The 21,407-nt window shown below is 36.8% G+C and carries 25 protein-coding genes and 1 other RNA gene; 8 read left to right on the plus strand and 18 right to left on the minus strand.

Going from position 1 to position 21,407, the window contains the following annotated elements; all coding sequences use genetic code 11:
- Positions 1-58: 58 nt before the first annotated feature.
- The 4 genes from msrB to ACZ5R4_RS02460 form a co-directional block, all read right to left on the minus strand.
- Positions 59-1,021 (minus strand): peptide-methionine (R)-S-oxide reductase MsrB, encoded by a 963-nt coding sequence (gene msrB / locus ACZ5R4_RS02445; protein ID WP_277677966.1) that lies wholly within the window; start codon positions 1,019-1,021, stop codon positions 59-61.
- 76 nt (positions 1,022-1,097) lie between these two features.
- Positions 1,098-1,592, minus strand: a complete 495-nt coding sequence (gene vrrA, locus ACZ5R4_RS02450) for a VrrA/YqfQ family protein (RefSeq protein WP_277677965.1) — start codon at positions 1,590-1,592, stop codon at positions 1,098-1,100.
- A 393-nt stretch (positions 1,593-1,985) separates the two neighbouring features.
- A complete protein-coding gene (locus ACZ5R4_RS02455) occupies positions 1,986-5,090 on the minus strand; it encodes an AAA family ATPase (RefSeq protein WP_464368037.1) in 3,105 nt (1,034 codons plus the stop codon).
- A 1-nt stretch (position 5,091) separates the two neighbouring features.
- Positions 5,092-6,249, minus strand: a complete 1,158-nt coding sequence (locus tag ACZ5R4_RS02460; RefSeq protein WP_054859393.1) for an exonuclease SbcCD subunit D — start codon at positions 6,247-6,249, stop codon at positions 5,092-5,094.
- A gap of 97 nt (positions 6,250-6,346) precedes the next feature.
- On the opposite strand from ACZ5R4_RS02460, the gene ACZ5R4_RS02465 reads away from it, so the two are divergent.
- Complete coding sequence (locus tag ACZ5R4_RS02465; RefSeq protein WP_054859392.1) at positions 6,347-6,673, plus strand: YolD-like family protein; 327 nt, start codon at positions 6,347-6,349, stop codon at positions 6,671-6,673.
- A 45-nt stretch (positions 6,674-6,718) separates the two neighbouring features.
- On the opposite strand, the gene ACZ5R4_RS02470 is transcribed toward ACZ5R4_RS02465, so the two are convergent.
- The 6 genes from ACZ5R4_RS02470 to ACZ5R4_RS02495 form a co-directional block, all read right to left on the minus strand.
- On the minus strand, positions 6,719-6,934 hold the full coding sequence (locus tag ACZ5R4_RS02470; protein WP_054788962.1) for a YozE family protein: 216 nt from the start codon (positions 6,932-6,934) through the stop codon (positions 6,719-6,721).
- Between the two features lie 3 nt (positions 6,935-6,937).
- Positions 6,938-7,711 (minus strand): twin-arginine translocase subunit TatC, encoded by a 774-nt coding sequence (tatC, locus tag ACZ5R4_RS02475; RefSeq protein ID WP_464368038.1) that lies wholly within the window; start codon positions 7,709-7,711, stop codon positions 6,938-6,940.
- Positions 7,712-7,822: 111 nt separating this feature from the next.
- Entirely contained in the window at positions 7,823-8,008 is a 186-nt protein-coding gene (gene tatA / locus ACZ5R4_RS02480) for a twin-arginine translocase TatA/TatE family subunit (protein WP_054788961.1), read from the minus strand.
- Positions 8,009-8,031: 23 nt separating this feature from the next.
- Positions 8,032-8,193, minus strand: a complete 162-nt coding sequence (gene tatA / locus ACZ5R4_RS02485; protein ID WP_109984297.1) for a twin-arginine translocase TatA/TatE family subunit — start codon at positions 8,191-8,193, stop codon at positions 8,032-8,034.
- A 98-nt stretch (positions 8,194-8,291) separates the two neighbouring features.
- Positions 8,292-8,789 (minus strand): dihydrofolate reductase, encoded by a 498-nt coding sequence (locus tag ACZ5R4_RS02490; protein WP_054859390.1) that lies wholly within the window; start codon positions 8,787-8,789, stop codon positions 8,292-8,294.
- A 16-nt stretch (positions 8,790-8,805) separates the two neighbouring features.
- Positions 8,806-9,762, minus strand: coding sequence for a thymidylate synthase (locus tag ACZ5R4_RS02495; RefSeq protein WP_109984295.1), 957 nt, complete (start codon positions 9,760-9,762; stop codon positions 8,806-8,808).
- A 116-nt stretch (positions 9,763-9,878) separates the two neighbouring features.
- Here ACZ5R4_RS02495 and ACZ5R4_RS02500 point away from each other — a divergent pair, with 116 nt between their 5' ends.
- Complete coding sequence (locus tag ACZ5R4_RS02500) at positions 9,879-10,919, plus strand: NlpC/P60 family protein (RefSeq protein ID WP_054859388.1); 1,041 nt, start codon at positions 9,879-9,881, stop codon at positions 10,917-10,919.
- On the opposite strand, the gene ACZ5R4_RS02505 is transcribed toward ACZ5R4_RS02500, so the two are convergent.
- Entirely contained in the window at positions 10,911-11,765 is an 855-nt protein-coding gene (locus tag ACZ5R4_RS02505) for a DUF72 domain-containing protein (RefSeq protein WP_464368039.1), read from the minus strand. The genes ACZ5R4_RS02500 and ACZ5R4_RS02505 overlap by 9 nt on opposite strands.
- A gap of 323 nt (positions 11,766-12,088) precedes the next feature.
- On the opposite strand from ACZ5R4_RS02505, the gene ACZ5R4_RS02510 reads away from it, so the two are divergent.
- The 3 genes from ACZ5R4_RS02510 to ACZ5R4_RS02520 all read left to right on the plus strand — a co-directional run bounded on the left by ACZ5R4_RS02510 (position 12,089) and on the right by ACZ5R4_RS02520 (position 13,423).
- On the plus strand, positions 12,089-12,289 hold the full coding sequence (locus ACZ5R4_RS02510; protein ID WP_054788958.1) for a cold-shock protein: 201 nt from the start codon (positions 12,089-12,091) through the stop codon (positions 12,287-12,289).
- Between the two features lie 67 nt (positions 12,290-12,356).
- Positions 12,357-13,037 carry a queuosine precursor transporter gene (locus ACZ5R4_RS02515; RefSeq protein WP_054859387.1) on the plus strand — a complete coding sequence of 227 codons (681 nt, stop codon included), beginning with the start codon at positions 12,357-12,359 and terminating at the stop codon, positions 13,035-13,037.
- On the plus strand, positions 13,034-13,423 hold the full coding sequence (locus tag ACZ5R4_RS02520; RefSeq protein ID WP_054859386.1) for a reverse transcriptase-like protein: 390 nt from the start codon (positions 13,034-13,036) through the stop codon (positions 13,421-13,423). Before ACZ5R4_RS02515 ends, ACZ5R4_RS02520 begins: the two co-directional genes overlap by 4 nt.
- Here the strand turns inward: ACZ5R4_RS02520 and ACZ5R4_RS02525 are convergent.
- The 7 genes from ACZ5R4_RS02525 to ACZ5R4_RS02555 form a co-directional block, all read right to left on the minus strand.
- On the minus strand, positions 13,410-13,700 hold the full coding sequence (locus ACZ5R4_RS02525; RefSeq protein WP_054859385.1) for a DUF6123 family protein: 291 nt from the start codon (positions 13,698-13,700) through the stop codon (positions 13,410-13,412). The two genes, ACZ5R4_RS02520 and ACZ5R4_RS02525, sit on opposite strands and share 14 nt — an antisense overlap.
- A gap of 26 nt (positions 13,701-13,726) precedes the next feature.
- Positions 13,727-14,860 (minus strand): THUMP domain-containing class I SAM-dependent RNA methyltransferase, encoded by a 1,134-nt coding sequence (locus tag ACZ5R4_RS02530; RefSeq protein ID WP_109984290.1) that lies wholly within the window; start codon positions 14,858-14,860, stop codon positions 13,727-13,729.
- A gap of 90 nt (positions 14,861-14,950) precedes the next feature.
- Positions 14,951-15,339: RNase P RNA component class B (rnpB, locus tag ACZ5R4_RS02535), an RNA gene on the minus strand.
- 77 nt (positions 15,340-15,416) lie between these two features.
- Positions 15,417-15,713, minus strand: coding sequence for a cell division regulator GpsB (gene gpsB / locus ACZ5R4_RS02540; RefSeq protein WP_109984289.1), 297 nt, complete (start codon positions 15,711-15,713; stop codon positions 15,417-15,419).
- Positions 15,714-15,778: 65 nt separating this feature from the next.
- Positions 15,779-16,333 carry an SLOG family protein gene (locus ACZ5R4_RS02545; protein WP_464368040.1) on the minus strand — a complete coding sequence of 185 codons (555 nt, stop codon included), beginning with the start codon at positions 16,331-16,333 and terminating at the stop codon, positions 15,779-15,781.
- Positions 16,334-16,458: 125 nt separating this feature from the next.
- A complete protein-coding gene (locus tag ACZ5R4_RS02550; protein WP_109984287.1) occupies positions 16,459-16,734 on the minus strand; it encodes a CotD family spore coat protein in 276 nt (91 codons plus the stop codon).
- Positions 16,735-16,861: 127 nt separating this feature from the next.
- The gene (locus ACZ5R4_RS02555) at positions 16,862-17,218 is read right to left on the minus strand and encodes a DUF1798 family protein (RefSeq protein ID WP_054788957.1); all 357 of its coding nucleotides are present in this window, start codon (positions 17,216-17,218) and stop codon (positions 16,862-16,864) included.
- A 339-nt stretch (positions 17,219-17,557) separates the two neighbouring features.
- On the opposite strand from ACZ5R4_RS02555, the gene ACZ5R4_RS02560 reads away from it, so the two are divergent.
- The 3 genes from ACZ5R4_RS02560 (at position 17,558) to ACZ5R4_RS02570 (ending at position 21,397) form a co-directional block, all read left to right on the plus strand.
- Entirely contained in the window at positions 17,558-17,668 is a 111-nt protein-coding gene (locus ACZ5R4_RS02560) for a spore protein (protein WP_219987225.1), read from the plus strand.
- Positions 17,669-17,990: 322 nt separating this feature from the next.
- Entirely contained in the window at positions 17,991-18,578 is a 588-nt protein-coding gene (gene recU, locus ACZ5R4_RS02565) for a Holliday junction resolvase RecU (RefSeq protein ID WP_109984286.1), read from the plus strand.
- Positions 18,579-18,595: 17 nt separating this feature from the next.
- Complete coding sequence (locus ACZ5R4_RS02570; protein WP_464368041.1) at positions 18,596-21,397, plus strand: PBP1A family penicillin-binding protein; 2,802 nt, start codon at positions 18,596-18,598, stop codon at positions 21,395-21,397.
- The last annotated feature ends 10 nt before the right edge of the window (positions 21,398-21,407 follow it).

A 21,407-nucleotide genomic window follows, 5' to 3' on the forward strand; every position in this document is an offset into this window, starting at 1 on the left:
TTGAACATATTTAGAAAGCAAAAGCCTGGCATTTGGCCAAGCTTTTGCTGCTTAAAAGTTACTCAAATAGAGCCAAATATTCCTTTAATCCCTCTTTCTCAAGCTCACTTTTTGGTATGAATTTCAAGGCAGCGGAATTAATACAGTATCGCATACCACCCTTGTCCCTCGGTCCATCATCAAATACGTGACCTAAATGTGAATCAGCCTGGTCGCTTCGAATTTCTATTCTACGCATGCCATGAGAAGTATCGAGATTTTCTTTTAGGGCATTTCGATTGATAGGTTTAGTAAAGCTTGGCCAACCACACCCTGCGTCATATTGATCTTTGGTAGAGAATAAAGGTACCCCACTAACAATATCAACATAAATTCCTTCCTCATTGTTGTCCCAATATTCATTATCAAACGGTCTTTCTGTGCCATTTTCCTGTGTGACGTGATACTGTAATGGAGTTAATTTGCGTTTTAATTCTGTTTGGTCTGGCTGCTTGTTCCAATGTTTTTTGATAAAATCAGCTCTACCTGAACCCTTTTTATAGAGCTGATAATGAAATGTTTGTTTTCTATAATAATCCTGATGCTTTTCTTCTGCCGGGTAGAATGTTTTTGCTGGAAGAATATCAGTCACAATAGGCTTAGTAAATTTCCCTGATGCTTCTAACTGTTGTTTTGAAGCCTCTGCAAGCTCTTTTTGTCGCTCGTTTGTATAATAAATAGCTGTTTTATAGGATTCGCCTCGATCATGAAACTGACCACCTGCATCGGTTGGATCAATTTGTTGCCAAAATATTTGTAAAAGTTTTTCATAAGGAAATATCGTTGGATCAAAGGTAATCTCTACCGCTTCCCGATGTCCTGTTGTATTGGAACACACTTCTTCATAGGTTGGATTTGGCTTATCTCCACCTGTATACCCTGATTCTACTTGAATAATCCCTGGCTGTTGATCGAAGGGTTCTACCATACACCAAAAACAGCCACCTGCAAATATAGCTCTTTCTTTTGATTGTTTTTCCATCAAAACAACCTCCTAAAAAAACGTGTTACCCTTATTTTGCTTCTCCTACTGTAAAATTGCAAGTGGTCTGTTTGGACTAAATAAATAATTTAGGTTGTGATTTTTTTGGTTGACTGGATCTGTGTGTTTCATGCTCTTCCCTTGTATTTTCTTCTATCTCATCTGGTGATAAGCTCGAATCATCTACTTGAATCTCGTCTGTATTATCTTCCTCTTCACTATTTATTTCGTTAATTGCTTTCATCATATTGATTAATTTAGGGGCGTTTTTGATCATTGGTCCATATTCTTTAATAAGTGGTGTCGCTTGTTGGGCCACTTTTAGTACTTGTTGGACATTATTTAGTGTTCCCATTAAATTCGATCCCCCTCCTCCACTTGCTATTCCACCTGCCTGCATTCCGCTTGAAGAAGGTAAAAAGCGTTGGATCAGACCTTGCAATCCTGTAGGGTTAGTTGTTGGTGCTTGTGGAAATAATCCGCGCTGAGGTGCTCCAGATAAAAAATTACCTTGTTGAAACGGTGGTTGCTGATTCATGAATGGTGTTTGATGATTAGTTGGTCGAAACATATTTCACATCCTCTCTCTGCTAGTAAAAGTCTCCCTTGCTAACACTATATGTCTCTATAGGTTAGGTGGTATAGGCTTTTATCGCTTCTAAGTAGATAAAAAGAAGGCTTTTTCGTGGTCTACTCACGAGAGCCTTCTTTTTTATACGTTAGGAAATATAAGTTTTTTGCAGGAAGTAAGCGACGAAGCTAAAATTATGAAGTTCAAAGTATAAGAAAAGCTAACGCATCCAAAAGACGAGCGAATGCGTTTTTCTAACCATCTTCGGAAATATCATTCATAATATTTCCTGGGCAAGCGCAGAAACTGACAGGAAATGAACGATTCGCGCTAATCGTTTGTTGAGATATGACAGTTTTACTCGATATTCGGCTACTATTGGTTGAAGTATCTTTATCCAATGTGAAAGGAAGCAATAGAGCCTTCATTCGAGCTGTCAATGGTGAGTTTTGCTTTTATTTCCTCCTTTAATTGGGAAACATGAGAAATGACTCCAATCACACGGTGATCCTGTTGTAAATCCTTTAAGCATTCGATGGCTTGCTCGAGAGATACTTCATCAAGTGTTCCGAATCCTTCATCAATAAATAACGTATCAAGCTGCACACCACCTGCATGTGATTGAATTATATCTGCCATCCCTAATGCTAAGCTTAATGCAGCTTTAAATCCTTCACCTCCAGATAGTGTGCGAACCGAGCGTTTACGACCAGTAAAATGATCGAGCACTTCTAAATCTAAGCCACTTTGTGCACCACGTTTTGCCAATTCTTCACTACGCAAAAGCTGAAAGCGGTGATCCGTCATTCTATCTAAGCGCACATTAGCCTGTAATAAAATTTCATCAAGAAAAGTGGCTAAAACGTATCGTTCAAAGGATAGTTTCTTCGAATTTTCCCCTCTAGCTAGATCTGCCAATTCACCAATATCATAATATTGATTAGCTATTTTCTGATACTCGGATTGCAATCCAATTAGTTTATCTTTTACCTTTAATAACTGTTGGTATTCTAATTCAATTGCTTGTTTACGTTGCATTACTGTATGCTTTTCTACTTCAAGTTTGTTTAATTCTTCTCTTAATAGCGTTAGGTCAGGAGCTGTTTTTCCTCGTAGTAATTCCTCTAATTCTTCCATTCGTTGATTGGTGAATTGGTAATATTCCTTAAATTGTATTACTTCAGCTTCGAGTTTCCTCATATTTTCCTCATTTAATCGAGCATTCTGGTATGATGCAATATCAGGAAATCCATACTTTTCCAATTTGGCTAAAAATATTTCTTTTTGTTTGTCATAACTAGCTTCTAGCTGCTTCTGAAATTCCACACTTTGCATCATTTTGGTTTCTATCTGATTTTTCTGATCTCTAATTTTTGCATAGTGTTTCTGCAGTTCCTCCCATTTTGCTAGATTATCTTTTAGTTCCTCTCTAATGGCCGTGACTTTTGCTTTAAATTGTTCGACCGTATCAAAATCCTTCGGTAATCTTTCTTTAAGGGTTTCTAGTGAAATTTGTATTTGTTGAAATTGCTGAAGCGTTTGTTCATGGTCTGCTCTCCATTCTTTTTGTTTCTTTAATAATTGATCAATGCCTGTTTGAACATTAGCTGGATCCTGATAGGTAGCCTCTATTGCTTTTATTTGTTCCGTTTCTTCTCTTACCTGTAAATTTAGTTGCTTTTGCTTTTCCGCTACTTCTTTTCTTTTTCCTCTTATTTCAGGTAGAGGGAGATTAGTAACTTCGATATTCAAGGACTGGAAAAGATAATGGATCATTTCTTTTTTTACATGCATTTCATTGTATAATTGATTGATTTCTGAAGAAAGCGATTGAGAGCTTATTTCCAGTTCCTGCAGTTTTTTCTGCTCTAATGCAATGGACTCCTCAGAGATAGAAGCTATAGTGCTTTTTGCTTTATTAGGGTGATGCGGAGAACCGCATACAGGACAAGGCTCTCCTTCTACAAGTTCATCTACTATGTGCCCGATGATATTTAGCTGTTTTTCTTCTTGGATTTTTTTCCATTTCGTTTTTTGCTCGTCTAATTCAAGTTCGAGTTTTTGAGCTTTTAACAAAAGAACCTGATATTTTTCCTGTAACTTTAGCTCTTGTTCCCCTTCTTCTAAGATTTTTTCATAGGTTTGTACTTGTTGAGAGAGTTGCTCTTCTTTATGCTTATTGACGAGAACTGATTGTTTTAATTGATGAATCTTTTCTTGTGCCTGAAAGCTATCTTCTTTTCTCTGCTGTTCCTTTGTTAAGTTATCTTCTAGGTGACGTAGCCGTAATTCTTTCTCCGCTAATTGTTGTTGGACTGTCTGAAATTGTTCTAAACCTTTTTGGAAGTCATTGAGTTTTTCTAAAGTCGCTTCATATTCTTTTAATCGGAGGCGTAGCTCATCCATCTCTGTTTCCATTTTTTCACTGTTTTCTAACGCATCTGCTGCTTGTTGAAATTGTTGACTCACTTGGTTATGCTGTTCCTTCAAATATTCCGATTTTTTTAGTTGTTCTTGCCATTCATTTTTTCGCCTCTGCACCTGTTCTTCGAATGGTTCTACAGCCTTTGCTTGCACAGCTTGCTGGAATGTTGTTTCTTTTTCTTTCATTTGTGGTGCTTTCTTTTTTAACTCTTCTTTTTCTATCTTTCTCTGATCATATTCATCAAATAATTCAAGTAATTTTTGCTTTCGATACATCTGCTCCTGCATACTCTTATATGCTTGATCAAATTCCTCGATCCTTTTTATTACTTCTTCTTTTTCCTTCTTTAAACTGTAGAGTTCATTAGATAATTGATCTGTTATCGACTGAGTGCTCTCTTTGTTTATATATTTACTATCTAAATGTTCCATTTCTTGTTCCATTTTCCATTCGATTTGTATAAGGGAGTTTTTCAGTTGTTTTGCTTCGTCTTTTAGCTTTTCTGTTATATCCCGATAAAAATAAGTTCGGAATATTTTTTGAAGCACTTCTTCTCGTTCGCGACTATTCTCTGAAATCAGCTTACGAAATTCCCCCTGTGGGATCATTATCATTTTTCGAAATTGCTCATAGTCTAAACCTATCATTGCCTGAATGGTCTCATTGACTTCTTTGATTTTGGATTCAATTAATTCCCAATCGTCGTTTTGTTTCATGATGTACAGAGAGGCAGATGCTGGATCATCGGTGTATCCTTCCCCCTTTGTTTTTGGCTTTAACTGCCTAGGAGTCCTTGTTACCTTATATAACTTTTCGTGAAGCTGGAATGTTAAGGAAACAAAGGTGGATTCTACTTCTGTGGCAAAATGACTTCGAAAACTATCATGATCACGATCTGTCCCACTAGCCTTACCATATAAACTATAACAAATCGCATCGAACAAAGTTGTTTTTCCTGCACCTGTTGGTCCTGTTATTAAAAAAATCATTTCTTGACCAAGTCGATCAAAATCGATCCTCTGTCTCTTACGATAAGGACCAAAGGCAGCTAGTTCCAGAGAAATGACTCGCATTCTATTTTCCCCTCTCTTCTGTTACAATCGATTGCATCACTTTGTTAAAATACTGGGCTCTCGTTTCTGGGATTTTTTCTCCCTTCATTTCCTGATAGAAAGCATGAAATAGTTGTTCATGGGACATCTCCTGTTTTTGGCGAATATTTTCTTTGTCCTTAAGAACGGTGTTTACCATATATTGCTTTCGCTCTAAACGTAATATGTTCGGAAATAGTTTTCGTAATTTAGAAACTGGATCCATAATTTGACCATCGTCTAATAGCTGAATTTGTAAATAATCCTCTGTTCTCGGGATTATTTTTTCTTGAATTAAATCATCGAAATATCCCTTTATAATTCGCATATCTTTCATCGGAGTAAGCGCCCTTTGCTCAATCTCACAGGCTCCTGTTTCATCCATTTCCACCATCGTAACGGATTTAGTATGGTCCGCCTCTGAAAAGGAGTATTTTAAAATGGACCCACTATATCTAATCGTTTCCCTCTTTATTTTTTGTGGTCGATGTAAATGGCCTAAAGCCACATAGTCAATCTCATCAAATAAATCGGCGCCAACGTAAGGAGTTCCGCCAATCATGGTAAGACGTTCCTCGGAGTCTGTTTCCATTCCACCAGCAACAAATGCATGTCCTACTAAAATGTGTCTCCCTTCGTGTAAAGGAGTTCTCATTTTTATTTCTTGAATTATTTTTTCCATTGCTTGATGATGTGTCTCAATGGTGTCATCCTTGAAATAGGCGCTGATTTGTGATGGTTCCAAGTATGGAATCAAATGAAAATAAATCATGCCATAGTTATCCTCAATTGGTACTGGTTGAAGTGCCTCCTCTACCGTTGTATGTAAATAAAATTGCTGTGAACGGAAAATCGATGTACCGAATCCTAAGCGATCAGGACTGTCATGATTACCTGCTATGGCTAGGATAGGGATTTTAAAATTCATACATAAATCGCTAATAACATGATTTAATAATTCGACAGCTTCCTTTGGTGGAATCGAACGGTCATATAAATCTCCTGCGATGATAAGTACGTCTGGTTTTTCCTCCTTTATTAATGAAGTTAGTTGTTCTAACACATAGGCTTGATCTGCTGTTGCATGGATTCCATGTACTAATTTGCCTAAATGCCAGTCTGCAGTATGAATAATTTTCATTAATATCACTAATCCTTTCTTGGTAATTCCGATCTCGAGTTAAAAGAACTGGATGAAGAACGTTTGTTTGTGTATAATAGAACTTGAGGTGATGATAATGGTTAATGATCGAGGGCATAAAAAGTGGGCATCCCTTATGTTACCAGAGCATGTGACCATGTTAGAGCAACTAGAGAAAGAGGATAATCTAGTGAACAAGCCGCTTTTAGAATCTGATATATTAGAGGAAATGGAACATCAAATTCAACAAGCTATTCTAAACAAAACGAAGCTAACGATTGATTATTATCAAAATAGAAGGATTCACTCCATTCAAGGTACGATAGACACCGTGAAGCCATATACAGCTCAAATTACCATCGTTCTGGATAGCTCAAAAAAGAAAAAGCATCTATCCATTCGTGATATTGTTGCAATAAAATAGATTTAGCGTCTTCGGTACAAGAGATAAACCATATCCTTTCATGGTTTATCCCTCCTCTTGATATAAATCCCATAATTGATCAAAGGTTTGAATAGCCTCTGGAAAAGGAATATTCCATTCTAAATAGCGACTAATTTCATCATAACTACTTGAGTGCTTTGGAAAATCATGATCGATAAACATCCAGTCTGCTAATTTCCTTTGATGATCTAATTGTTTGTTTCCGCGATATCTCATCATAAATTGATAAAAAGATTTCATCCACTATTCCCCTTCTGTCAAATTATCTTCCATAAAAGCTTGATGTTTCTCTTGTTTTTTTCGATAAACGAACCGTGATAGCATTATACTAATCTCATAGATAATAATTAACGGAATAGCGACAACGATTTGCAAAATAAAATCAGGTGGTGAAATCATAGTTCCAATAATCACAAGAATAAAATAACCATATTTTCTTGTTTTACTTAAGAAGCGTGGTGTAAGAATCCCTAAGCTTGTTAAGAACATAATAATGATCGGTAATTCAAAAAAGATAGCAAAAGGAAGTGTGACACGAAAAATAAACCGAAAATAATTTTCGACTGTAAACATGGTGTCAAATACGCCATCATTTAATGATAAAACAAAGGGTAAGATTAATTTTACAAAAATGTAGTAACCAAAGCTCATTCCTGCCACAAACAATAGAAAAACAGCCGGGATATAGGCTAAAGACACTCGTTGTTCCTGCTTTGTTAAGCCAGGTTTCACAAATAACCAAATTTGTAAGCATAAAAAAGGTAAGGTGCCTGCAATAGCAACAGTGAATGCAATCGTAAGGATGATCCAAATAATCTCTTCAGGTGATATTAGATTTAAGGTAATATCAATATCGTTTAAAAAGAAATTACGGATATCGTTGACATAATATAGCCCTAATCCAAAGAAGAGAATAAAGAAAAAAGCGGTCCATATAAGCCTTTTCCTTAATTCAGCAAAATGGTCGAGATACCCCATCTCCTTTTCATTAGGTAACGATTTATCCTGTTCTTTCATTAGAAAACTCCTTCATATTTAACCTATATATTGAATAGGTTTTCGTCCTACTTCGTCAAACTTTCTCTTATAGAGGAAAAAGATGTAAAAGTATGCACTTTTACACCTTCCTTACTTGCTTGATGGATCTTTTTTTTCCTCTTTATCCTCGTTCATTAAATCATTGGTAGCCTTTTTAAATTCTCGCAAGGAACTTCCGACTGCCTTTCCAATTTCCGGAAGCTTTGAAGGTCCAAAAATGACTAAAGCAATAATTAATATGAGGATTAAACCTGGAAATCCTATATTAGATAACATATACTCTCACCTCTGGCGTATGACTATTTTTGATCGTCTTGCTTATCTTCTCTGGCAGATTTCTTAAATTCTCGTAAGGTTTGACCAGTTGCTTTCCCGATTTCGGGTAGTTTTTTTGGTCCGAAGATAACTAATGCAATAATTAAAATTAAAATCAAGCCAGGTATTCCAATTGAGGATAACATATCTTTGCCCCACCTTTATAGTATCTTTTAACACGATAATAACACTCTTTTTCTATCTTATCACGTTTTAAAAGGCTTGTCTTGAAATAATGCTAAAATTATTGGTCTTTTATACGGTCATATTGCATGAAATAATAATCATAACGATTTCGTTCATCCTTGATACCTTTTGTCTTCTTTGTAGTCTTCCATTCTGCTTCCTTAAGCTTAGGGAAAAAAGTATCCCCTTCAAATTCGTGATCAATATAAGTCATGTAAATACGATCAGTAAAAGGTAATACCTGTTGAAAGATTTCTTCTCCACCAATAATAAACCACTCTTTATTTGGCTCAGCGTCTGTTAATGATTTGATTTCATCGATGCTGTGCATGACTTTACAATTTGGTGCCTCGAAGGAAGTGTCTCTCGTTACGACGACGTTTTCCCGATTTGGAAGGGCACCATTCATGGAGAGAAAGGTTTTTCTTCCCATAATAACCGTTTGGGAAGTAGTCAATTCTTTAAAAAACTTTAAGTCGTTCGGTAGATGCCACGGAAGATCATTGTCCTTCCCGATGACACGATTCTTACTCATTGCAAACAAAAGTGAGATCATTCGTCTTACTCCTTTCTTATACGGCTACAGGAGCCTTAATAGCTGGATGAGGATCATAATTTTCGAGCGAGATATCCTCTGCTTCCAGATCAAAAATGGTTTGGAAATCCTGTATATGAAGGTTCGGTAGGTTTCGTGGCTCACGTTTTAACTGTGTTTTAATCTGTTCTATATGATTAGAATAAATATGTGCATCTCCTAAAGTATGAATAAATTCACCAGGCTTTAATCCACATTCTTTAGCAATCAAATAGGTTAATAAAGCATAGCTAGCAATATTAAACGGTACACCAAGAAAAATATCTCCACTTCGTTGGTATAGTTGGCAACTTAACTTTCCGTCTGCCACATAAAATTGGAACATAGTATGACAAGGAGGTAATGCCATATTAGAAGGAACATCCTCTGGATTCCATGCTGTGATTAAATGTCTTCTAGAATCTGGATTTTGTTTTATCGCTTGGATAACCCCTTTTAATTGATCGATGGTTTCTCCTTTTGATGTTCTCCATTTCCTCCATTGAGATCCATAAACAGATCCAAGATCTCCATATTTAGCTGCAAATTCATCATCTTCTAGAATGCTTTTTTTGAACTTGTCCATTTCCTTCAAATAAAGCTCCTTAAAAGAAGGATCCTCATTAGCACGGTGACCGAAATTGTCCATATCTGGACCTGTATATTCATCACTTTCCACCCATTTTTTAAAAGCCCATTCATTCCAAATATTATTATTATGTTTGAGTAAATATCGAATGTTCGTATCTCCTTGGATAAACCAAATTAATTCACTTACAATAAGTCGGAACGGAACGAATTTGGTAGTTAAAAGTGGGAAACCTTCTGCTAAATCAAAACGCATTTGGTGCCCAAATACGGAGAGTGTTCCGGTCTTCGTTCTATCTTCTTTTTTTGTACCTTCTTCTAATACTCTTTTGCATAAATCTAAATAAGCTTGTTCACTCATAGACATTCTTATCTTCCTCTCATTCACTTATATTACAAATTCGTAACAAACAATGATAATAATAATATTTTATTTATTTTAACATACATTTTTGAATAAGTAATTACGATAGGAGGGCTTTTATGTTAGGACAGGAACAATTAGCAGTCGTCGCGAAGCACTCCGTAGCCTATAGTTTTGCATTTACCCACCCATTTTCCTTCTACGTAGATGCATATCCAATTCTGCAAAGCGAATTATTCGAACAAGCAGACCAATTAACGTATGGCATGCAACATGAAGCAGTACGTGTGTTGCAGGAAAAACTACACAAAATATCGTACTATGATTCTTCTATTGACGGAGAGTATGGTGTGTTAACCGAATATGCATTAAAAAAGTTTCAATCAGATCATCAAATAAAAGATGATGGTCAGGTAAATAAAAAAACCATTCAAAAAATATCTGAAGAAGAAGAGCGATTATATGAGGAAACATTAACACAAGAAACAGCATTTGATTATGGCCAAAAGGGTAACGAGGTTTTAAAGCTTCAGGAAGCTCTAAAACACTTTGGTTACTATGATGGTCCTCTGGATGGTATTTTTGGACCAAAAACCGATCAGGGAATCAGTGCTTACAAGCAAGATAGTGGTATGAAGATCATGCATATTGAAAATGAACAGACGGAAATGGAAGAAACGCCAGAAACCTTTATTGCCTCACTGGAAACGAAGCAGGAGGATGCGGCATCCACCGGATCTAAACCTACGGAAGAGATGTCCAAACAAATAACAGTAAAAACGTCCAGTCCAAGTGGAACTACCCAACAAATTATTCAAACCGCTAAACAATATCAAGGGACTCCCTACATATGGGGTGGCGTTACACCAAATGGATTTGATTGCAGTGGTTATATTCAATATGTCTATAACCAATATGATATTTCACTTCCAAGAACGGTACATGAGATTTGGAATGCGACTATGCAAGTTCAAAAGCCTTCTATCGGAGACTTAGTCTTTTTTGAAACATATAAACCAGGTCCATCTCATGCCGGAATCTATTTAGGAGATGGTAAATTTATTCATGCTGGTGCATCAAGAGGTGTAGAAATTAGTACACTTGATCAAGAATACTGGTCTAAACGCTATTTGGGCGCTAAACGAATTTCTTTACAATAAATCAAAAAAATCCATTTGCTTCGGGTGGAGACCCTCATATTCAATGTTTAAAAGCTGAATTAATTGCTTAGCATTGTCATAGGCGTCTCCACCTGAGTTATTATTGAACAAAAGCGTAACGGTTTCCACCTGCTTTTCTAATTGCTTTATGTACTCTACCCATTGTAAAAGCTCTGTTTGATTGTATCGATAAAGAAAACGTACCTCACGCCAATTTTCTTGGCCATGATTATTCCAACCATGCACATTTCTACCATGAAAGCGAACAAGCGCATTTTGAGAATGTGTGGTTTCTAGTACTAGAGGTACAGATCCTTCCCCTGCCTGAGGTTCATCACAAATAACATGAATCCATCCTTCCTTTTTTAAAAACGAAATGGTGTCTGCTTGTCGCTCTTCCAACCAAGTCCTGTTTCGAAACTCGAGAGCTACAGGTAATGGCCCCATCCATTCTCTAAGCTTTCTTAATTTATTGATATTCTTAGATTGCAAGGAAAACCATGGTGGGAACTGAAAAAGTAATGCATTTAACTTATTTGCTTCGACTACAGGTTTTATGGATTCCTTAAAATCTTGGATTAATTGCTTCATTTCAAGATTTGTGAGATTTTTACGGTCATGCCCTGTAATGGATTGAAAGGCTTTTATAACAAAACGAAAGGAATCTGGTGTTTTCGTTACCCAATTTTCATATTGACTAGGTGATTGAATGGCGTAAAATGCACTATCTACCTCCACCAGTGGAAAATGGGAGCTATAGGTAATGAGTTTATCTTTCGTATTCGAATGATTTTGATGTAGACGAGGATGGTCACCCCATCCAGTTAAACCGATTAAGATCGTCATGGACTATTCACCCTTACAAAACATTGTTATGCTACCAGCATTTTATATGGCTGGTATTTAAATTATCATGATTTAGTTAAAATTCCAAGCCATAAATTGCTCACCAATTGGATAAGCGCTTCTTGACGTTATTGGTAAAATAAGCTATAGTAAACACAAGCAAATGAGATGTTACAGGATTCATTATGATCAGGCAGCTTCTATAGAAGTAAATGGGAATGGTGATCCTATACTTCTGTGGTTGCTGCCTTTTCTACTATCCATCATCTTTTTTGTAATTTTACCACGTCTAAGCGTGAAAGGTTCTAGGGAGGAAGATATTCATGGAAAACGGAGTAGTAAAATGGTTTAATGCAGAGAAAGGCTATGGCTTTATCCAGCTAGAAGAAGGAAATGATGTGTTTGTCCATTATTCCGCTATTCAAGCAGAAGGATTCAAAACGTTAGAAGAAGGTCAGGAAGTAACCTTTGAAATCGTGGAAGGTGAACGAGGGCCACAAGCTGCAAATGTTGTAAAAAAATAATCTTATACTTACAGGCGGTGACTTCGTTCACCGCCTTTTATAATGATGAAACGGAAGGATGATTATTTTGTTGAACGAATGGCTTTGGATGTTATTTGCCATAACCAACTTTGTTTTATTACTAATTATGTATCGTTTGTTCGGTAAGGCAGGCTTATTCGTCTGGATAGGTATGTCTACCGTTATAGCTAATATTCAAGTATTGAAAACAGTCGAAATGTTTGGATTAATCGCTACATTAGGGAATATTTCTTATGGAACGGTTTTTCTTGCTACAGATATTCTTAATGAAAATCATGGAAAGAAAGAGGCCAAAAAAGCGGTTTGGATGGGATTTTGTTCTTTGTTATTTATGACAATTGTAATGCAGTTTGCGATTCGTTTCATCCCACATGAATCAGATATTGCACAGGATGCGTTAGCCACCATTTTTGAAATAGTACCTCAAATAGCTATTGGCAGTATGGCCGCATTCTTAGTAAGCCAATATATCGATGTTTGGATTTATTCTAAATGGAAGAAAAAAATGCCTTCAACCAAATGGTTATGGTTAAGAAATAATGGAAGTACCATGATTAGTCAATTTATTGACACGTTTATTTTTTGTTCGATCGCCTTCTTTGGCTTATATTCGTGGGGGGATTGGGTTATGATCCTATTTACAACTTATGTGATTAAATTTATCGTTGCCACATTGGATACACCGTTTCTCTATCTCGCAAAACGAATCCATGGTGATGTGCAATGATTGAGATCTATACAGATGCAGCAACGAGGAATAATCCAGGACCAAGTGGTATCGGAGTTTTTATTAAAAGCAGCAAAGAACAGCATAATCTTTCGGAATATATTGGCCATTATTCGAACCATGAGGCAGAATTTATCGCTGTCATCAAGGCGTTAGAATTTTGTCAAGAGCGCTATCCTAATGAGATACTTTCATTTCGCTCTGACTCCAAAGTAGTCGTCGAAACCATTGAAAAAAGGTATACGAAAAATCAAGCTTTTCAAATTTTATTAAATAAGGTCAACCATCTTTCTGCCGCTTTTCCTTATATCTTTATTAAATGGATTCCTGAAAAGCAGAACGGAACAGCTGATCAATTAGCAAAAGCAGCAATCAAAAATCAATAGAATCATGAATTAATTGATGTTGCATTAAAAGCTGCTTTGCTTCTTCCAATGATCGGACTTCATTCTTCTGGAACAATTCCAATAAACTGATATAAAAGCTTCTGTCGAACGATAACTGCAGCTGTAAAGTCAAGGAGATCGCTAACTTGACATGATGTACGGAAGTATTGGTGTATTTTTTGCCAAAATAGATGAATTGGACTTCTTCATCTGATAATTTAAAGCCTTTCGACCATAAATGCTCTAAAAAATATGCCAATACTTCATTTTCCTTCATTTCTATCCCCCGCTCTGTCTACAAGGTTATTTCTTTTTTCCAAAATACTGATAATAATCTGTGCGAATAAATCCATTAAAAAGCTTGCGTTTCTTTGATGCTTCACGTCCGAATAGTGTTTCAAATTTCTCGTTAGCAGTCATGATATAAATGCTCCAAGTAGGGTATTGAGCGAGATGCTTCCCAAGTTTTTCATAAAGCTTCTCCACCTCTTCCTTTTGGCCAATTCGTTCACCATATGGTGGATTGCTAATAATATAACCCCCTAATTGATCAGAATGAAAGTCTAATGCATTCATTTGTTTCCATGTTATCAAATCCCCTAGCCCGGCTTCAGTAGCGTTTGCCTTGGCGATATCGATCATTTTCGGATTAATATCTGTTCCGAAAATATGTAGCTCTTGATCATAATTTGCCAAATCCTCTGCTTCCTCTAGTGCTTTATCCCAAATATCAGCAGACAAAAAGCTCCAATTCTCTGCTGCAAATTCACGATTGAAGCCTGGTGCAATATTTTGTCCAATGAGGGCAGCTTCAATAGGAATGGTTCCAGATCCACAAAATAGATCATAAAAAGGCTGGTCGCCTCTCCAATTCGTTAATTGAACTAGAGCTGCTGCAAGTGTTTCTTTTAATGGGGCCTCTCCTTGTCCAATTCGATATCCTCGCTTGTGAAGACCACTTCCAGATGTGTCTAATGTCAAGGTTACTTGATCCTTTAATAAAGCCACTTCGACACGATACAGCGCTCCAGATTCTTTTAGCCATTGTGCAATTCCGTATTTTTGTTTCATTCTTTCGACAATAGCTTTTTTGACAATGGATTGACAGTCCGGTACGCTATACAGCTTAGATTTGTGCGATTTGCCGATTACCGGAAATTCTCCATCCTCTGAAATAAATGCCTCCCAAGGTAATGCTTTCGTTTGTTCAAACAGTTCATCATACGTCTTTGCTTCAAACTCCCCAATAAGTAGCTTCACACGGTCTGCTGTTCTTAGCCACAAATTAGCTCTGGCAATGCCAGCTGCATCTGCATCAAAAACCACTCTACTGTTTTCCACCTTAACATTTTCGAAGCCTAAGTCCTTAACTTCCTTCGCCACAACGGATTCTAGCCCCATTGCTGCTGTTGCAATCAATGTATAGTCTTTTTTCATTCTGGAAATCCTTTCCGCACATAGGTTGATATAACAAAACCCCTTTTCTTATTAAAAGGGGTTTACTTATAGTATCTGACCAGAATGAATGTCTGTAAGCCATGTTCTGTTCCTTCGTACTCCAAACGGTGGTCAGCCTCGTACATAAGGTGTAATCATCTGTCTACAAGCAACTAAGCTTGTCCTTCCTTCGGTTCCAATTCCCTACTAAGAAGATGCCCCTACCAAAATTTGGGTTGCTCACTCGAGGGGTTTACCGCGTTCCACCTAAGTAGTTTCCCACTTAGCTACGTCACTGTGGCACTTTCAAGATACTCATACCATATCTGATAACAGACACAGGTATTTTCTCTGCCGTTAACCATATTGGTTACCTTGACTTATGCATTCGTCAAGCACGAACACTACAAGCATCGCAGCTTGTGTGAGCATGGACTTTCCTCTACACACTGAACGTATGCAGCGATTACTACAACATTCACTCTCACGTTAACTTTTTTACATCATTTCTATTTTACCACGTTATTCCCATTAGTCAATGGTAATAGTATCCTTTCTACTCGTCATCAAACTTTTTCCCAAATACAGCTTTTTCTAGATTAGAAAGCCTTTTTAAGATATCATAATTGACTTGATGATTGGATGGAGTTGCTCGAAATCTCGTAGTCGGTGTTTCACTATTTTTCTTCAAAAGATTGTTTTCTTGAGATAATCTTGTGATTTCTTGCTGAAAATATTCATAATCCTGAATAATTATATCGAGGAATTCATCCACCTCTTCTTGGTTATATCCACGCATTGCTGTTTTAAAACTTTTTTCTAAAATATCTTTTCCATTTAATTGATTTGCCATTCTTATCACCTCTTTATACCATTCCTTTTTCATTCTTCCAAAAACTTCACAACTTGTCAACGATACTAATAAAAATCCTGGTGATCCATTTCCTCACGAACAATATCTTCTAAATCCATTGGTGTTATCCAAATAATCGGATAATCACTCTCCATGTGTGCTTTTTTTGCACGTTCAAGAAAATATTGGACGCTGCCTGGATACTCTTCATCTACTAATATTACAGTACCATCTGTTTTATGAATCATCCATTGATCTTTATTAATAAATTGATACGGTCCTTCATATTTTTTGTTGTATAGAGGCTTATAAATATCAGCTTCTAAGCTGATTTGTTCAAATTTCTCTTGATATGACTCTGGCCATCGTGAAGAATATTCTAGGAAAGGTGGAAAAACCCCTAATTTTAACTCATAAGACTTCTTTAACTCGATGACTACTTCACAGGTCCAAAGTTCAACCCCCATTTGTCCTGCCACAATGACCCATTCTAACCCTTCGTCCAGTAATGTTAATATTTTTCGGGTTAAGGCTTTTTTTATATAGGCGATTCTTGGATCATTATCCCCTTGAATATTTAGTTCTGCTGGTTTGTTTCCAGTTATGGTAATAGTTCTCATATTCACATGCTCCAAATCGTTATTGCTCTATTAAAGTATAAGCTATTTAACAAAGTTATGCTAGCTAGATGTAATCAAATGGAAAAAGCTGCTAATATGATTAGCAGCTTTGGAGCATAAATGGTTTAACGGAAGAAGCCTCCCGGGAAGTTACCTGGTCCCATTGGATTAAAGCCTGGAGGATTCGCTCCTCCGTTAACGTTAATTTCATCCATTGTGTTTTGGTACGAAGTAGTATGAGGGTAATAATGGGTGTTTTTCACCAAGTGATGGTTGGTGACAGTTGTATGAGATGGATGAATGATATTTACATTACTTTCACTACAAGTGTGTGCTTGATTGTACTGTGTTGGACAAACGATTGTTTTCGTTGGCATACCACAATGTCTTCTATGCCTCATTTAGTATCACCTCACTATATATGATCTATACTAGCGTATGTCATGGTCGTGAAGTTTGTCTAAGGCACCAACCTACATTCACAAGTTTTTTTCTACTTGTATATTTAATTGTACAATTCGCCTAGATTTAATAGGTTGAAAGGTCTCTTTTTAACATATCGAACACATAAGTAACAGATTGAAATAATTCCATGTATCTTTTTTTACGTGCATCAATATAATAGCTATGCAATAGTAGTAATCTTAAATTTTCTGCAGTTGACTCAATCTGCTGCGGATGAACGGAAACGCTCCGATTTTGAACGAAAGCCTTCGCTTTCTGATACCATTGTTCAATCTCTTTAAAAACAGGATTTGTTTGTTCCTTTACATATTGGAAAAATTCAGGATCCCTTTTATTCTCAGGCTTCTCATTCGCTAAATAATGTTCTTTTAAATCTGATAATATTTCTTCTAAAGTGTTAATGTGATCCTCTAAACACAAATTTACTCACCTTTTCCTATTAAATTGCTTTTTTTGTTATTTTATCATGAGAAGCCTGTTTTATAAAAGGATGAGTAGTTTTGGTGATGGTTTCTAATTGTTCAACCCTACTAATCAGAATATCTAGTTGCTTCATAATTTCGTTCTTATGAATGTAATGACCTTTTGTTTTCACTAAATCACCTTTTTCTTATAGGATATCGATAGTGTATTAATTCCCTTTTCTCTTATAAACTCCTGCCTAGGTGACAAAACTAGAAGAAGATTGACAAAGGTTATAATGAAATGCATTTTTTCTGCAAAAATAGCCATACTATTTAAAAAAAGGAGGTTTTTCAGGTGGAACCAACTAAAAAATCAAGAGAAAACCAAAAAAAGAAAAGAGAAGATCGAACAATTCCTACACAAAACGACAAAAAGCTGAATGGTCCTAATCGACCGTCTACTTAATAGTATGCACACAACCGGTATTGCTCTAAGATGCAATACCGTTTATTTTTTTACAATTTAGGAAAGGATAATTTTAGCAAGGAAGTAAATACAACGCACGAAAATTTAAAGGTCCAAAGTGTAAGAAACCTAATACATTCGCTCAAGGACGATCGAATGTGAGTTTTTTTAATCATAATACCCTTATTAAATGTTTCCTCCTTTCGAATATATAAGTTAGGAGTCTTTTCTTCTTTCCTTATTAATTGAACATTTTGGCGCCTTAGCGTATGATGTATCTATCATCACCATGATGAATAGAACTGTTTTTAGGAGGGCGAATATGCATTATCCGAATGGGAAAAAACAATCGGTAAATGCTGCTAGTACATCAGTTAATGAAACGATTTACAGTAATCGAGGAATGACTTTAGAAGCAGACATAAATGCAACGAACCAATTTTATTTACAGACAAACCAAGCCATAATTCATAAGAAACCAACCCCTGTGCAAATCGTTCGTGTAGATTACCCGCGACGAAGTGCAGCAGTGATTAAGGAAGCTTATTTCAAACAGGCTTCCACAACTGATTACAATGGAATTTACAAAGGAAGATATATTGATTTTGAAGCAAAGGAAACGAAGAATAAAACATCTTTTCCCTTTCATAATATCCATGAGCATCAAATCGATCATATGAAACAAGTAGTCGAGCATGGAGCGATTTGTTTTATCTTAATTCGTTTTAGCTTATACCAAAAAACTTATTTCTATCCAGCAGAGAGGTTATTCGATCACTGGGAGAACCAATTTAATGGGGGAAGAAAGTCTATATCGATAAAAACCATAGAGAAAGAAGGATATATAATACCCATTCAATATCAAGCAAGAGTGGATTATTTAAAGATCATTGAACAGTATTATATATAAGAACGGAGGAACAACCAATGACTGAAAATGGTCAAAGTCAATCAAGAATGGCGAGAAGAAATCAAAAGAAGAAACAAAAAAAGACTGGAAAAAAACCTACTTGGAAAAGAGTTATGAAATATGCTCTGATTGCAATCCTATGTATTGGATTAGGGATAGGTGCATTATTTACTTATTATATTGCGACAGCTCCAGAATTGGATCCAGAGAAACTATCTGTACCTGCGTCTACAAAGCTATATGATGTAAATGGAGAACCTTTTGCCAATTTAGGTTCAGAGAAAAGATCCAAGGTCGACTATAATGACATACCAGATGTACTAAAAGATGCCATATTGGCAACAGAAGATGTTCGATTTATGAATCATATTGGGATTGATTTTCGAAGAATAGGTGCAGCAGTAATTGCTAACTTTACTGATGGATTTGGTTCTCAAGGGGCAAGTACAATCACACAGCAGGTAGTAAAAGGCTCCTTCTTGTCTAATGATAAAAAGCTGAAAAGAAAGGTTCAAGAACAATGGTTAGCCTTGCAGTTAGACTGGAAATATTCCAAAGAAGAAATTTTTGAAATGTATGTAAACCGAATTTATTACGGTGCTGGCGCGTATGGTGTCGCAACCGCAGCAGAGGTTTATTTTGGAAAAACTGATTTGAGTGAATTAACACTAGAAGAAGCAGCGATACTTGCAGGTCTACCACAAAGGCCTACAGCGTATGACCCGTTTGTCAATCCTGATTTAACCAAGGAAAGAATGAGTACCGTTCTAGATTTAATGGTTCAACATAATAAAATAACAGAAGCACAGGCAAATGAAGCAAAACAAGTAGATGTTGCTTCACTGCTTACAAATAAGAAAACAGATTATGTGAAATATGAAGGCTTTATTCAGCAAGTAGCTAGTGAAGTAAAAGAAAAAACAGGGGCAGATATATACAAGGATGGACTTCAGGTATATACTACCTTAAACCCGGATGCACAGGAGCAAACGGAGTTGCTTCTAAGCAATTCTGAGGATAATCCAATTGATTACAGCTCTGATGAGGATATCCAGGTAGGTGTAGCTGTCGTTGATACTCAAACAGGTGCTATCCAGGCCATTGGTGGCGGCAGAAACAGGGAAAGCGGTGGTTGGAACTATGCGATTGATGGTGATGGTCTTCAAGGTGGTTCAACGATGAAGCCTATTGTTGCATATGGACCGGCTATAGAACATTTAAAATGGTCAACCTACCATCAATTAAATGATGATAAACCTTATCCAATTAAAGGCACAAATCAAGAAATCCGTAACTGGAATCGAGAATATCAAGGCTGGATGTCTGCTAGGTATGCTCTTAAGGAATCCTTAAACGTACCGGCTGTCAAAACCTTAGATGAGGTCGGATACACGGATGCTAAATCATTCGCAGAAGGATTAGGGATTGAATTTGCAGATGATAGTATTGCAATTGGAGATGCCATTGGTGGTACAAGTACAAGAGTTCTCCCTCTTCAAATTGCAGGTGCCTATGCAGCCTTCGGAAATGAAGGAAATTATCATGAACCGTACTCTGTAACCAAGATAGAATACCCAAATGGTCGCACTGAGGAATTTAAATCCGAATCAGTTGAAGCAATGTCCGACTATACAGCATATATGATCACAGATATGCTGAAATCAGTAGTACAAAATGGGACAGGAACAAATGCAAACATTTCTGGTTTACCAGTTGCAGGGAAAACGGGTACGACTAATTTAGAGGATCAAGATGGAAGTCCTGATTCCTGGTTTACTGGATATACAACGAATTATACGATATCTATTTGGAGTGGTTATGGCAATGAGAGAAAGCCGATTAATGATACTCAAATTCCACTTCATATATTCAGGGAGCTTATGTCCCATATTTCGAGTGATGTAGAAACGGAAGACTTTACAAAACCAAAATCTGTCGTAGAAGTCGGTGTAGAAAAAGGCTCTAACCCTGCAAAACTTCCAAGCGAAGATACACCAAGCTCTCAAATTGTGACAGAGCTATTTGTAAAAGGTACCGAACCACAGAAAGTTTCTGAGAAGTTTGAGGAATTAGACCCTGTAAAAGACTTGAAAGCAGAGTATGATGAAAAGGAAGAAAAAATACTGGTTGAATGGGACCATGATGACTCTGATGTTGAATTCGAGGTCTCTGCCGGTGCCGGAGGATCATTAAATAAGCTAACGACCACATCTGATAAAAAACTAGAGATCGATAAAGTAGAAAAAGGCACTACCTATACGATTGCCGTACAAGCGATCAAGGATGACCAAACGAGTGAAGCTGCATCTGTCAATGTTGAGATACCGTCAGATGAGGTGGAACTATCACAAGTACAGCAATTACAACAGTCCTTTGATCCGACCTCAGGTACTGCATCGCTTACTTGGTCTTATGATCAGAAAGGTCCGATTGAATTTGAGGTTAGCCTAATGGAAGGTGGAAATGTCGTAAATCAAACCTCGACAAATAAAACTTCGATTACGTTAAACGGATTGGAGCTAGGCAAGGTGTATACTGCTACCGTCACCCCTGTTCTAAAAAATCAGGAAAATGGTAAAGGCCCTAGTACTTCTGTTGAAATCTCCACCCAAGGCTATGAAGGCCAACCTGATGAAGGGGAAGACGAGCAACAACAAGACCAAGGTCAAGGTGGTGAAGGTAATCAAGAACAACCAGGAGATGACGAAGGAAACGACAATGAAGGTGGAAATGGTAACCAAGGGGCAGGCTCTGGGGAAAATGGGACGCAAGAAGAAGATAAAGATAATGACAATAGTGGAGGCACCCCTGAAGAATAGCATAAAAAAC

It is taken from the genome of Gracilibacillus sp. JCM 18860 (assembly GCF_055395245.1).